Source organism: Methyloceanibacter sp., from assembly GCF_058506495.1.
Genome location: NZ_JBZMXT010000063.1, coordinates 1 through 12441, shown reverse-complemented (window position 1 = coordinate 12441; position 12441 = coordinate 1). Strand labels below are relative to the sequence as shown.

The window sequence follows — 12441 nt, the reverse complement described above, 5'->3', positions numbered from 1 at the left end:
TCGCGCACTCAACGGCCAGCACTCATCTTGGCGCCCAATAAGACGCTCGCAGCACAGCTCTATGGTGAGTTCAAAGCTTTCTTCCCAGACAACGCGGTGGAGTACTTCGTCTCCTACTACGACTACTACCAGCCCGAAGCCTACATACCGCGCACGGACACCTACATCGAGAAGGACTCCTCCATCAACGAACAGATTGATCGCATGCGCCACGCAGCGACGCGCGCCGTCATGGAGCGAGACGATGTAGTTATCGTGGCGAGCGTGTCCTGCATCTATGGTATCGGCTCGGTTGAGACCTATACGGCGATGACGTTCAGCCTAAAGCGTGGCGACCGCATAGAGCAGCGACAGTTGATGGCCGATCTCGTGGCCCTGCAGTATCGACGAAACGACGTCAATTTCGCCCGGGGCAGTTTCCGCGTCCGCGGTGACACAATCGAAGTTTGGCCCGCGCACTTAGACGACCGGGCCTGGCGCATTTCCCTGTTCGGCGACGAAATTGAGTCAATTGTCGAGTTCGACCCGCTGACTGGCACCAAGACCGACGAGTTCGCAATCGTCAAGATTTACGCAAACTCACACTATGTGACGCCGAAACCTACGCTGAAGCAGGCGGTACGCGGCATTAAGGAGGAGCTGAAGCAGCGTCTCATCGAGCTGAATGGCGCGGGTCGGCTTCTGGAAGCGCAACGCTTGGAACAACGAACCTTGTTCGACCTGGAGATGATCGAGGCCACGGGGTCCTGCGCGGGTATCGAGAACTATTCACGCTACCTGACGGGGCGCAAGCCTGGGGAACCGCCCCCTACCCTCTTTGAGTACCTGCCCGACGATGCGCTCGTCTTCGTCGACGAGAGTCACGTCACAGTCCCTCAGATCGGCGCGATGTTCCGCGGCGACTACAAGCGGAAGTCGACGCTCGCCGAGTATGGCTTCCGCCTTCCGTCTTGCATGGACAATCGTCCCCTGCGCTTCGAGGAGTGGGACGCGATGCGTCCTCAGACCGTTTATGTCTCGGCGACGCCCGGCGGCTGGGAGCTCGACCAGACCGGTGGCGTCTTCGCTGAGCAGGTCATTCGCCCAACAGGCCTCGTCGATCCGCCGGTGGAAATCCGACCCGCTACCACGCAAGTAGATGATCTGATCGATGAGACCCGCAAAGTCGTCGCCAACGGTTATCGCGTACTCGTCACCACGCTGACGAAACGTATGGCCGAGGACCTTACAGAGTACATGCACGAGCAAGGTCTTCGCGTCCGTTACATGCATTCCGATGTCGAAACGCTCGAGCGTATTGAGATTATCCGTGACTTGCGGCTCGGTGCCTTCGATGTGCTCATTGGTATCAACCTGCTACGCGAGGGGCTCGACATTCCCGAATGCGCGCTCGTGGCCATTCTCGACGCAGACAAAGAGGGCTTCCTGCGCTCAGAGACATCGCTCGTTCAGACGATCGGCCGTGCGGCCCGGAACGTCGACGGCAAGGTAATCCTCTACGCGGACGGGATGACCGGATCAATGGAACGCGCCATAGCCGAGACCACGCGCCGCCGCGAAAAACAGGTTGCCTGGAACGAGGCCAACGGAATCACACCTGAGAGCGTGAAGAAGAACATCGGCGATATCCTGCAAAGCGTCTATGAGCGCGACCATGTGCTGGTGGATGCGGGCGCGGGCTTCGCCGAGGACGGCCAGACACCGATCGAAGGCACTGTTGGCCACAATATCGAAACCGTCATCGAAGACATGGAAAAACGTATGCGTGCCGCAGCGGCCGACTTAGAGTTCGAAGAGGCTGCGCGCCTGCGCGATGAGGTCAAGCGTTTGCGCCAGATGGAACTCGCCATCGCTAACGATCCGCTGGCGCGACAGAGTGAATTGGAGCGGAGTGTAGATGTATCTCGCCCGCACAAGCCTGGTCTTGACGAGATGGGACCGCACAACCGCGAGGTTCCTTTGCGAAAGCCGAAGCCCCGCTCCCGATCCGGCAAGCCCGGCACAAGAAAGTTCAAAACCAACCGTCGCTAGAGTTGCTTTCGAACAAGACTGGCGGTGTTCCGGGCCGCGAGCTTGATTGAACGCAAGGTTAGACTCAACTGGCAGCCCTAAGACTTCGTGTTGGGCGGAGAGATCGATCGCGCACATCGTCTCCTGCCGCATGTTCCTTGGGATTGGGAGAGCGCTCCCACGGAACATGGATCCTTCTGCCCAACTCCTTGCACTTCAACTCAGGGAACCCCATCGACCTATAGACCCAACGTTTGCACGAGACTCCTTGGTTTGTGCACCTGAAACAAAGGGGGATTCTCTGTCTCAATCCGATCCGCTCTTTAACGCTTTATCAAGCCTATGAAGCGAAATTGGCGTCGTACCGATTTGAGTACGCAACGCGTAGAGGGAATTAGTCATGCGCACCATAATCGCACTTGCGGTCGCCACCGCCACGCTTGCTCTTGGCGGCTGCTTCCACCTGCACCAGCAGGCTGTTGTCACGGAACTTCCAGCCGCTGACGTACCCTACAAATAGTCTGTGGTCTTCGTAAGCTTCTCCGATGCCATCCCTCGTCCGCGCGACTTCGTGCGGATACATCCCCTGGATCTGTAGCAGCAGACGGATCTGTGTCGAAAAGCTCGGCTCTAGTGTCCCTATCGAATCCGAAGTTCGTATGATTCCGCAGCACGCTCCGTACGAACTTCGGATTCGATAGGGACACTAGCCAGTTCTAAGTTCTAGTGTGGTCGTTTGGACTTAGAGTTCGTTGTCGAACTCGCGGCAAGCGACCTAACGAGCTTCAGATCCACCACGCTAGAGCCGAGCTTTTTCGCGCGTGTATCCTCGCGGTCCAGTCAAGCGGTTGTGAGGAGATATGAGCCTGACGTGACGGCAAGCTCGGCTAGTTTGGGTAGCGACGACAACGACAGCAGCAGGGGGTCGAAATGTCCGCACTCATTGAAACACTGGACGCCGGCCGGCGCTTGGCCCAGCGGATTCCGTACAGTCTTGTTGCGCTGGTGGCGCGGTTTGCCGTAGCCGCCGTGTTCTGGCGCTCCGCGATGACCAAGGTGGATGAGTCGTTTCAGGTAAAGAGCACCACGTTTTTCCTGTTCAAGGAGGAATACAAGGTACCCATCATTCCGCCGGACATTGCCGCCTACCTGGCCACATACCAAGAGCTCATCGGCGCAGTCTTGCTGGTGATCGGCCTTGCTACACGCCTTACGGCACTTTCTTTTATCGGCATGGTCGCCATCATACAGGTCTTCGTTTATCCGAGCGGATGGCCGGAGCACCTGCTCTGGTTCGCGCTCCTCTTCCTGCTTGTCGCGCGAGGACCCGGGGCGATCTCCGTCGATCACCTAATTTGGTGGAAGAGTGCCTAGTACAGCTGAAGGTCCGGCGACGTCAAGCTGACCGGGCGCTCATCTGCCAGCCTGCAATTTCCGCAATAGCGCACGGCTTGGATACCCATCCGCGGGCAATCCATATTGCAGCTGCGTTTCTCGGATCGCCCTGCGGGTTGCCGCGCCAATCACGCCGTCCACCTTCCCGACATCGTAGCCACGGCGTTGGAGCAACCGCTGTATCTGCTTATTCTCCGCGGCGCTCGTCGGGACCGGATTGCCCGCACGCAACGGTGGCGCTCCCGCTAGACGCGTCGCGAAATAGCCGGCCGTCGTCGAGTAGACGAGTGAGTGGTTCCAGTCCAAATAGATGTTGATGAAGTTTGGATAAGCCAGAAACGCCGGGCCATTCCGGCCCATGGGCAGGAGCAGCGCAGTCGGCGTCGCATCGTCGGGTATGGGTTGACCGTTCCGATACTTCACACCGTATTTAGACCAGAACAATCGCGGCCGCTGAATGGTCACGTCTGCCTGATCCCAAGGCAAGTCTTTCGGAACGATGACTTCCTCAAGCCAAGGTTGCCCCGGCTGCCAGCCTTTGGCGGCGAGGTAGTTCGCCGCCGAGGCAAGTGAGTCGGGGACGCTCTTCACGAGATCGCGCCGTCCATCGCCGTCGTAGTCGACGGCAAATTTGTAGTAGGTGCTGGGCTGAAACTGGAACTGCCCAACCTCGCCATGGGTTGGCCCAATCATCTGGCTGCGGCGCAGGTCGCCCCGATCAAGCACGCGCAGTGCATCCATAAGCTGAGGGCGAAACTTTTCGGGACGGCGGCAGTCGTAGCTCAAAGTCGCCAGGGCGCGGATACTGTCCATCTTGCCCATGAAGGCGCCATAGTCCGTCTCAAGACCCCAGAAGGCGACGAGGACCGGGCCGGGTACGCCGTATTGCTGTTCAACCTGATTGAATACGGAGGCGTACTTCCTGAGGCGTGCCTTGCCAGCTGCGAGGCGATTGTTGTTCGCCATGCGCCGTTTAAATGTCAGAAAGTCCTGCGCGAAGACGCCTTGAGCGCGGTCCTTCGCTACCACTCGGCGATCGTATGTAACCCCATTCAACGCGCTGGCTACAGTGCCAGGTGAAATCCCCTCGGCGATCGCTTCCTGTTTGAAGCCTTTCAGCCACTTATTAAAGCCTGCAGGGCCCGGACAATTTTGTGCGGATGCAGACGGGACGGAACCGAACAGCGCCGCCGCACAGAGGCCAGCCAGCGCTGCGAATCTAAAGATGCGAGTCGGGGGGTGTGATGACATGCGCGCCACTGAACCCAGTCAAACGGCATCCGTCAAGCATGGAGGATGGGTTCGAACAAATTGAAAGGCGCTTGTGACACCAGTGACAAACAAAGAGGTCGAACGGTGGCCAGACAATAGGCGTTCGGTCCAAAGAGGCCAGCGAGCCAAGCGAGCCGGCCGCCGCCTTCGTAAGGATATCACTTGGCAAGCCGCCGCTAGTCGGTGTGCGGGGGGAGCTCGCAAATTCTTATCTTTTCCCGAAGCGCATCGATGCGTTGGGAGGCCTCACGGCGGCTCAAGCCTTGCTGATACGCGTCAGGCTCATGCACTTCTTCGGCCAATGTCTTGAGGTGATCCGCCTGAGCCCCAGTCATCGGCTCCAAGCTGTTGGCATCTCGTACTGAATACTGGATTTCGGGCCGGACAAGTCCCCTCTTCTCCTGTTCCATTTCTCTCGCGTCCTTGGCTTTCCCTTCTGGAATCTGCTTGTATATAAGATTGTTACAATAAGGGTTAAAAAGGGCAAGGATTAGCCAACGCAAGTCGTTGATTTGAGCACAAGTTTGCGGAGCTTAATCTATCAGGAGAGTTCGACAGAACTTGCCGCCCGTCCCTTGCCTGACAGGCGTACAAGAGAGTGATGGATCTGCTCTTCCTATTGGCGTGACGCAGGCCCCTCTCGGCCAGACCGTTTCAGAGACGTGAGTTCTCGGCAGCGGGGCAGAAGCATGGCGTCGCTACCCGAAAATCGCCCCTCAAAGACCGCCCGGTTGCCAGTTTTCCGCCGCCTTCGTCCGTAAATTTCCGCACCGCACAAAAGAGCTTCTCCAAGTCGCCGTTGCGCGACGGGTTCGCTCAATTCCCCTCCCAAAGTCGAAGGAGAAAGAAAACGCATGGTCAATTTGCGCCCTACGCTCTTGGTCTCTGGATTTCTTGCTGCAGTGTGCCTTTTGCCGCTCAGCATCGCGAACGCTGCCCAGGTGGGCAACGCATCCTGGTATGCCATGCACTCAATGACAGCTAGCGGTGAGAAAATGAATCCAAGTGCTTTCACAGCTGCCCACCCCACCTTGCCGTTCGGGACCAAGGTACGGGTCAAAAATCTTGGAAATGGGCGCTCCGTAACTGTTCGGATAAATGACCGCGGCCCCTTTACTCGCGGAAGGATTATCGATGTTTCTAAAGCTGCTGCGGCTAAACTCGGTATGATCAGCTCTGGAACCGCGAAGGTCAGCGTAACTCGGCTAAATTAAACGCCCACCGACTGCTTAAGTTTGGGAGTCGAATCGCTCAGAATTTCATGCGACAGGGCGCAGAAGATCTCCGACAGTTGCTCAGATGTCATAGCAAACGGGCCTGAAACCCTTCATAGTTCTAGCCTGAGTGGTTTATCGGGCACTTGGCCTACGATCGTGAGTGCAAGTGCAGCCGAAACCAACTACTGTCAGGACTCGAGACGCGGGCCAGCAGGGCTCGGTCCGATCGGAGGCTACCCCAATGCTAACTCTCGCGGCGCTCGTCAGAACGCTCCCTCTTGCTGCCCTGATCGCGGTAGTCCCCGTAGGCCTGTCGATTGAGCCGGCAAGCGCTCAAGATGGCGTTCGCACCGAACGCTCCGGTGGTCTTTTCAAGCGGCCTCACCGGGGTCCACGCATTGGCGGCACATCTTGGACGTTGAGCGACGTCTGGGGCGTGCCCGAGATGCCCGAGAACTCGCTAGAAGAATCGCCTGGCTTCGACTACGGACCCGGTGGCTATGAACTTAACGGGCCGCCGGACCGGTCACCGTACCCCAACTAAACGCTTCATCTGTATTGCCGATCACCCTATTCGGGTCTTGCACATGACTAACGTACGCAACTAGAGTGAGGCGCTTTATTGGGCAGACTGCGAACCAGGGTTGAGGCTGGCTGCGCATGCTTCTCGCGAAGTTACGTGGTTTCTTTTCCCGTTTCCTAGACTAGCCCGCTTTTCCGCGCGTACGCGGGCCTTAATGGAGGGGGAAAGGAGCTTCCCATGCGTCAGACCGGGACGGTCAAATTCTTTAATCACACACGCGGCTTCGGCTTTATTACGCCTGACGACGGGGGGAAGGATGTTTTCTTGCACATCTCGTCCCTGCAGCGTTCTGGCTTGCCAGCGCTAGACGAAGGCGCGCGCGTCTCATTTGAGACCGAGCCTGATCGTCGGGGCAAGGGGCCTCAGGCTATCAATGTACAGCTCGGAGAATAACACCTAGCGGCTGAGTCTTTTGACCCGCCGCGACTGTGGCGTCATCGGACGCTGAGGTCGCCGGCGGGTTTTTGTTGGCTTATTGAGCTGAGGCATACGAGCTCATGACAGTGCGCGAGAAGAGTGCGGCCGGTCCTGGGGTCGAAAATTCTCCGGAAGACGTCTTAGACACGCTTGCACGCGGCCGAGCGGGAGCGCTCACCCGACTTACCGAATTCCTAGCCATTCCCAGTATTTCGACTGACCCGGCCTATCACGATGCTTGTCTCGAAGCGGCTACCTGGTGTGCTGAGACGCTTCGCGGCATCGACTTCGAAGTCAGCGTTGAGCCAACCGATGGCAAGCCGATGGTGGTTGCTCGTTGGAGCACCGGCAAAGGTGATGAGCCACGCCCGCACGTACTCTTTTATGGTCACTATGACGTTCAACCGCCGGATCCGCTGGACGCTTGGAACGCGCCGCCTTTCGATGCGCAAATCGTCGACGATCCTACTCATGGCAAAATCATCGTGGCGCGGGGCGCATCGGATGACAAAGGCCAGGTGATGACCTTCGTCGAAGCGTGCCGGGCCTGGATGGATACGACAGGCGCGCTTCCCGTTGACGTTACCGTCTTGCTCGAAGGCGAAGAAGAATCCGGAAGTCCCAGCCTCGAACCGTTTCTTGAGGCCCATGGGAAATCCCTGAAGGCTGACATCGCGCTTGTCTGCGATACGGGTCAATGGGACGCGGACACGCCGGCAATTACGGCGTTCCTGCGTGGCTTAGCCTTCTCTGAACTCACACTTAGCGGGCCGTCGCGTGACTTGCATTCAGGGATCTATGGTGGACCCGCACAGAACCCTATTCGTGTCCTCGGCGAGCTCATCGCGGGGCTGTACGACGAGAGCGGGCGCATTACGATACCGGGCTTCTACGAGGGCGTATCCGATCCCTCTCCCGAACAGCGCCAAGCCTGGCGTGCACTGAATTTCGATGGGGAGGGTTTCCTTGGCGAAGTGGGCTTGAGTGCACCGGCGGGCGAAGCGGACTACAGCGTCGTCGAGCAACTCTGGTGTCGGCCCACCATTGAGGTGAACGGAATTGTTGGTGGCTATACGGGACCGGGAACCAAGACGGTTATTCCGGCGGAGGCATCTGCAAAGTTCTCGTTCCGGCTCGTTCCGGGCCAGGAGCCCGACAAAGTCATCGAAGGCCTGCACGCGTATATCTCTGATCGCCTTCCGGCCGACGTCACCGCGACCTACCGCGGCGAAGGCGGATCCCCAGCCGTCGGCTTCGATACGAGCGCTCCTGCGTTTCGTGCAACGGCTGGAGCGCTGGAGTCGGAATGGGGCAAGGTTCCCGTGATCGTCGGCTGCGGGGCATCAATCCCCATAGTGGAAGCTTTCCGCACGCGGCTTGGCATGGACGCGCTGCTGGTTGGCTTTGCGCTCGAGGACGATGCGATCCACTCGCCCAACGAGAAATACAATCTCAGCAGTTTCGAGAAGGGCGCACGGAGTTGGGTCCGGATCCTAGCCGCGCTGGGTGCAACCCGTGCGGCGGCTTAGCCCTCTCCGCTTCGCGGCTGTGTTCATGGCCGTTACGCTTCTTGGCTTACCTTCGCTAGCCTATGACAGCGGACGCCCCCAAGCCTTCAAACGCGCAGAGCCTGGCGCGTTCGACTACTACACACTCGTACTCAGCTGGTCTCCCACACATTGCTTGACCGAGGGCCACCGGCGGGGCGACGCGCAATGCGACGTCGATGGCGATAGCTACTTTATTCTGCATGGGCTTTGGCCCCAATACGCTGTCGGTTGGCCCGAGGACTGCTACCGGGGCAAACACCCCTGGGTGCCCTCCGCTGTGATCAGAGATGTCGCAGACATTATGCCCGACAAGGGCATTATCATTCACGAGTACAGGTCACACGGCACCTGCTCTGGCCTATCGCCCGCAGCCTATTTCTCGTTAGCGCGGCGTGCGTTTGAAAAAGTGACAATCCCGCGAACGCTTGACGATCCAAAAACGCAACGCTTCGTGTCACCAGAGAAAGTCGAAAGCGAGTTCTTGGCCGCCAACAAATGGATGCGGCCGGACATGATCGTAGTGACGTGCCGGCGCGGTAACCTCTTCGACGTCCGTATCTGCTTCACGAAAGACCTGGATCCAAGGCCCTGCGGCAGGAACAGCAATCAAAGACGTCTATGCGCCCTCAACCGTATTACAGTGCCGGTTTCTAGAAGCGATAGATGACCGAGCCGCGAAACGAGTTGGAATCCGGATCGAATGTCTGCCTGTTCCCGCCTTGGAAGTTGACCGACTCCTCGCCGAAGTCCGTAAACTGATAGTCAAAGCGCAAGCTCCAGTCCTTTTCGAAAGCATACTCGGCGCCGCCACCGAAAGCCCAACCGGTGAAGGATGTCTCGCGGAAGCCACCACCGGGACCACTCGAATAGATGTCCGCGTCGGCCCAAGCCCCGCCGAAGGTGCCGAACAGCAGCAGATTGCTCGTGAACGCATAACCCAAGCGCATACGCAGATCCGCAAGGTTATCGAAGCCGATCTTCGCCCTGTTGGCCCCGTTGTTTAGTTGGCCACCACCGTCAATGTCCGCACCCAGGTAGTCGGCCTCGAGGCCAATCACGAACGGTCCGTGCTGCCAACTGAAGCCGCCAACCACACCGCCGATGACACCGTCGGAGTCGATGGAGCCTGGAGAGGTACTGTAGCTTACGGTAGAGCCACCGATGGTAGCGCCCAGCCACCATCCCTCGAATGTTGCATCGGATTGAATCGGATCCGTACCGAAATACGCGCTGCTGTCGTAAAGTCCGTAGTCCTGCGCAATGGCCGGCAAGGAGGAGCCGGCACACATGCCAAGGGCTGCGAAGACCGCGAACGCCCGGTAGAATCCCGTACGCATAAGTCACTCCCTCAATCGATCGAGTGCTGGCTTCGTGTAAAATCGCGTGCGAAAAACCAGCGTCGTTATCCGAAAGATAGAGCTCGTCCCTAAAAGTCTCTTAACTAATGGGGGTCGCAAAACTTCGTATGGTTAGCGGCCCGTTAAGGGCGTCCGGCGATCGGGCTTATTCACAAGGCCGTACTTCTTTGGCGGGACTGAAGAAGTAGTTCAAACAAGGTAAGCTCTGGCTGACGGGGACTCCGGACCCACAATCGCAAGGTAGTACAGTGTCGTGAGTAAGACTGGACCGCGAAAGCCGAAAGACCGCTTTCTAGAATGGCAGTGCGAGTTGCGGAAAGCGGCGATGCGCGATCAAGGCGGCCGGCCGTCGATGGGCATGTGCCCGCGGGTGCTCAGCGACACCGGCGAGGAACGGATACGCGCGCTCACAGTGCTGCTAGCGCCAAAAGCCCCTGAGGAGAGCACCGCTTTTTTTCGCTTCCAGGTTCAGAAGTCGGCAGACCCGCGGGAGACGTACCAGAAGGCGCTACGCTTCCTCCAGTCAGAGTATTATCAGAACGCAAAGCAGTTTAGCGATCGGCTGCTCGCAGTGTTGCCACCCGATGCGCCACTAGCCGCCGCTCTGATCGACGCAGGTGAGTGCGTACTCGACTTCTCGCAAGGCCGGCACCGATTCAGGCTGGCTTGCAAAGTCAAACCCGTGAAAAACGGTAATGCAAACCACGCCGCTGCGATCTGGCACAACCGCGTCTTCAACCCAACATTATCTGACGGAATGCAGGTGCTCGCATTCAAGCCCGATTGGAAGTCGGCCGAAATGAATTTCTGAGCAGCGAGCGCGACACGCAAGGACCAGGCATTGCCGTCAGCTATCCCCCGAAAACAGAAATGGGCGCCCTCGGTTGAGAGCGCCCATCTATATTTGATCTGTAGGCGGAACGCCTAGAGAGAGTGGTCGTCTAGTGCCTTCTTGATGGACTCTTTGCTACCGTACTCGGCTACATCACTTTCGAACTCTTCTCTCTCGTCGCGGAGCTGGATGATGTGCCAAAGGATCCAGAACGCGACACCAGCTATCACAAGTATCAGCTCACTACCTTGCCAAGGATAGATGGGTCCAATATTGGCAAGATCGACTGCCCAAGTGGTAGGCATTGCAGTTCTCCTTTCTGTGTTCTGACGTCGCCATTAAACGAGCGCCTTTTCAGCGTTGCGCACATCTTCCCGTGCAGCCTCTTCGTCAGCCAGGGTCTTGAAGTCTAGACCCATGAGCTCGACTTCGCGCGGGATCCGAAGGAGCCCCATCCCGTTCAGGATCTTCGAAACGATCCAAGCAGGAATAAAGCCGAGCACAAAGAACATGATGACCGCGCCGATCGTGTTACCGAGCGGGTTGATCGCTGCATAGCCTTCGTAGGGCGAAGATGGGTAACCCCAAAGCATGAAGCCTGCGATCACGAGACCGGCAAAGCCCGCATACCCATGAACGGCTACCGCACCCACAGCATCATCGATCTTGAATGTCCGCTCGACCCAGTAGTGCATCTTGTAAGCAATGAACGTGCCGATACCGGCGATGAACATTGCCTGGATCGGGTGGTACAGATCGTTACCAGCCGAGGCTGTGATGATGCCCGCAAGGCCACCCGAGTAGGTCCAGAAGGGATCGCCCTTTGAGATGATGTAGGCCACCAACAAGCCACCTGACAGTGACATCAGGAAGTTGAAGGTAATCGCACCAAGCGTTGTCGGCGTCAGATAGATCGTTGTCGCCGTCCATGTCTCACCAGTGATCAGACCACCGATACCCTCCGGCGAAATGATCGGCACGTTGCAGGCCGCGTAGAAGCCCCAGAAGCCCGTGTAGATGAGGAACAGACCCACCGTCACCAGCCAGGGATTATGCGGAACGAAGGCTCGCGCCGTACCGTCAGCCCGGAAGCGCCCGAGCCGGGGCCCAAGCACGACCAGAACGCCAAGCGCCGTACCGCCTGCGATGGCATGAATCACACCAGATGCGTAGGCATCGTGATAGCCGAGCAGCTTGACCATCCAGCCGTTGGCGCTCCAGCCCCAGGCGGCGTCGATGATCCACGTTACCGAACCAATCATGACCGCGATGATCCAGAACGCGCCTGAACGGATACGCTCAATGACCGAGCCTGACACGATCGAAGCAGCCGTCCATGAGAACAAGAGGAACGCCGCCCAGAAAACGCCGGTAATGCGATCTGATAAATCGGTTGCCATTGTCGGAGATGTCGGGAGATTCGCGGCCGCAGCCTCGGTCTCAAGTCCGCCGGTGATGAACGGTCCATTCGGGAACGCCCAATAAATCCACCAGCCAAAGAAGAAAAACGTGATAGTCACCAACGGGATGAGCATCGTGTTCTTCATCAACGTATGTAGATGATTGCGTCGGCGGCTTGCACCGACTTCATACATACAGAACCCTACGTGTATGAGAAACATAAAGACAACCGTCACCCAGTAATAAAACTCGGTAAAGACGGTTGTCAGTGCGTCTAAGTTATTGCCCATATTTGTAACCCCCCTAGGGTTAAACGGCGGGACTTCTATTTAGTCTGTGTCCCTTTGCCGTGTGGATTGGACTTGGTCTGGCTAGACTTTTTTCTTGCATTCCTCCTTCGTAATTC

13 protein-coding genes are annotated in these 12441 nt (G+C 57.8%); 8 read left to right on the top strand and 5 right to left on the bottom strand.

From position 1 onward, the window contains the following. Positions 1 to 2031: excinuclease ABC subunit UvrB (uvrB, locus tag AC33YF_RS10525; RefSeq protein WP_491777163.1), on the top strand; the 2031-nt coding region annotated here is incomplete at its 5' end. Between the two features lie 909 nt (positions 2032 to 2940). Continuing rightward, positions 2941 to 3384 carry a DoxX family protein gene (locus AC33YF_RS10520; protein WP_491777162.1) on the top strand — a complete coding sequence of 148 codons (444 nt, stop codon included), beginning with the start codon at positions 2941 to 2943 and terminating at the stop codon, positions 3382 to 3384. A 39-nt stretch (positions 3385 to 3423) separates the two neighbouring features. Here the strand turns inward: AC33YF_RS10520 and AC33YF_RS10515 are convergent, their stop codons facing one another. Both AC33YF_RS10515 and AC33YF_RS10510 read right to left on the bottom strand, forming a co-directional pair. Beyond that, positions 3424 to 4656, bottom strand: a complete 1233-nt coding sequence (locus AC33YF_RS10515) for a lytic murein transglycosylase (protein ID WP_491777161.1) — start codon at positions 4654 to 4656, stop codon at positions 3424 to 3426. 197 nt (positions 4657 to 4853) lie between these two features. After that, a complete protein-coding gene (locus AC33YF_RS10510; protein WP_491777160.1) occupies positions 4854 to 5087 on the bottom strand; it encodes a DUF3072 domain-containing protein in 234 nt (77 codons plus the stop codon). Between the two features lie 444 nt (positions 5088 to 5531). On the opposite strand from AC33YF_RS10510, the gene AC33YF_RS10505 reads away from it, so the two are divergent. The 5 genes from AC33YF_RS10505 to AC33YF_RS10485 all read left to right on the top strand — a co-directional run bounded on the left by AC33YF_RS10505 (position 5532) and on the right by AC33YF_RS10485 (position 9111). Next, a complete protein-coding gene (locus AC33YF_RS10505) occupies positions 5532 to 5891 on the top strand; it encodes a septal ring lytic transglycosylase RlpA family protein (protein ID WP_491777159.1) in 360 nt (119 codons plus the stop codon). A 244-nt stretch (positions 5892 to 6135) separates the two neighbouring features. Continuing rightward, on the top strand, positions 6136 to 6438 hold the full coding sequence (locus tag AC33YF_RS10500) for a hypothetical protein (protein WP_491777158.1): 303 nt from the start codon (positions 6136 to 6138) through the stop codon (positions 6436 to 6438). Positions 6439 to 6654: 216 nt separating this feature from the next. After that, positions 6655 to 6870: a cold-shock protein gene (locus AC33YF_RS10495; RefSeq protein ID WP_045368101.1), complete on the top strand. Its 216-nt coding sequence runs from the start codon at positions 6655 to 6657 to the stop codon at positions 6868 to 6870. 104 nt (positions 6871 to 6974) lie between these two features. After that, positions 6975 to 8423, top strand: a complete 1449-nt coding sequence (locus AC33YF_RS10490; RefSeq protein ID WP_491777157.1) for a M20/M25/M40 family metallo-hydrolase — start codon at positions 6975 to 6977, stop codon at positions 8421 to 8423. Further along, complete coding sequence (locus AC33YF_RS10485; RefSeq protein ID WP_491777156.1) at positions 8410 to 9111, top strand: ribonuclease T2 family protein; 702 nt, start codon at positions 8410 to 8412, stop codon at positions 9109 to 9111. The genes AC33YF_RS10490 and AC33YF_RS10485 overlap by 14 nt, the downstream gene beginning before the upstream one ends. On the opposite strand, the gene AC33YF_RS10480 is transcribed toward AC33YF_RS10485, so the two are convergent. Beyond that, positions 9095 to 9781, bottom strand: a complete 687-nt coding sequence (locus tag AC33YF_RS10480) for an outer membrane protein (protein ID WP_491777155.1) — start codon at positions 9779 to 9781, stop codon at positions 9095 to 9097. The two genes, AC33YF_RS10485 and AC33YF_RS10480, sit on opposite strands and share 17 nt — an antisense overlap. A 274-nt stretch (positions 9782 to 10055) precedes the next feature. Here AC33YF_RS10480 and AC33YF_RS10475 point away from each other — a divergent pair, with 274 nt between their 5' ends. Beyond that, positions 10056 to 10613: a hypothetical protein gene (locus AC33YF_RS10475; RefSeq protein ID WP_491777154.1), complete on the top strand. Its 558-nt coding sequence runs from the start codon at positions 10056 to 10058 to the stop codon at positions 10611 to 10613. Positions 10614 to 10726: 113 nt separating this feature from the next. Here the strand turns inward: AC33YF_RS10475 and AC33YF_RS10470 are convergent, their stop codons facing one another. Next, positions 10727 to 10939 (bottom strand): hypothetical protein, encoded by a 213-nt coding sequence (locus tag AC33YF_RS10470; protein ID WP_491777152.1) that lies wholly within the window; start codon positions 10937 to 10939, stop codon positions 10727 to 10729. Positions 10940 to 10972: 33 nt separating this feature from the next. Next, entirely contained in the window at positions 10973 to 12325 is a 1353-nt protein-coding gene (locus AC33YF_RS10465; RefSeq protein ID WP_491777151.1) for an ammonium transporter, read from the bottom strand. Positions 12326 to 12441 lie beyond the last annotated feature (116 nt).

Bases quoted from the DNA above. Each gene is read 5' to 3' on its own strand.
- AC33YF_RS10515 (WP_491777161.1), bottom strand. From the start codon at position 4,656: ATGTCATCACACCCCCCGACTCGCATCTTTAGATTCGCAGCGCTGGCT.
- AC33YF_RS10480 (WP_491777155.1), bottom strand. From the start codon at position 9,781: ATGCGTACGGGATTCTACCGGGCGTTCGCGGTCTTCGCAGCCCTTGGC.
- AC33YF_RS10490 (WP_491777157.1), top strand. From the start codon at position 6,975: ATGACAGTGCGCGAGAAGAGTGCGGCCGGTCCTGGGGTCGAAAATTCT.
- AC33YF_RS10500 (WP_491777158.1), top strand. From the start codon at position 6,136: ATGCTAACTCTCGCGGCGCTCGTCAGAACGCTCCCTCTTGCTGCCCTG.
- AC33YF_RS10510 (WP_491777160.1), bottom strand. From the start codon at position 5,087: ATGGAACAGGAGAAGAGGGGACTTGTCCGGCCCGAAATCCAGTATTCA.
- AC33YF_RS10465 (WP_491777151.1), bottom strand. From the start codon at position 12,325: ATGGGCAATAACTTAGACGCACTGACAACCGTCTTTACCGAGTTTTAT.
- AC33YF_RS10505 (WP_491777159.1), top strand. From the start codon at position 5,532: ATGGTCAATTTGCGCCCTACGCTCTTGGTCTCTGGATTTCTTGCTGCA.
- AC33YF_RS10495 (WP_045368101.1), top strand. From the start codon at position 6,655: ATGCGTCAGACCGGGACGGTCAAATTCTTTAATCACACACGCGGCTTC.
- AC33YF_RS10470 (WP_491777152.1), bottom strand. From the start codon at position 10,939: ATGCCTACCACTTGGGCAGTCGATCTTGCCAATATTGGACCCATCTAT.
- AC33YF_RS10520 (WP_491777162.1), top strand. From the start codon at position 2,941: ATGTCCGCACTCATTGAAACACTGGACGCCGGCCGGCGCTTGGCCCAG.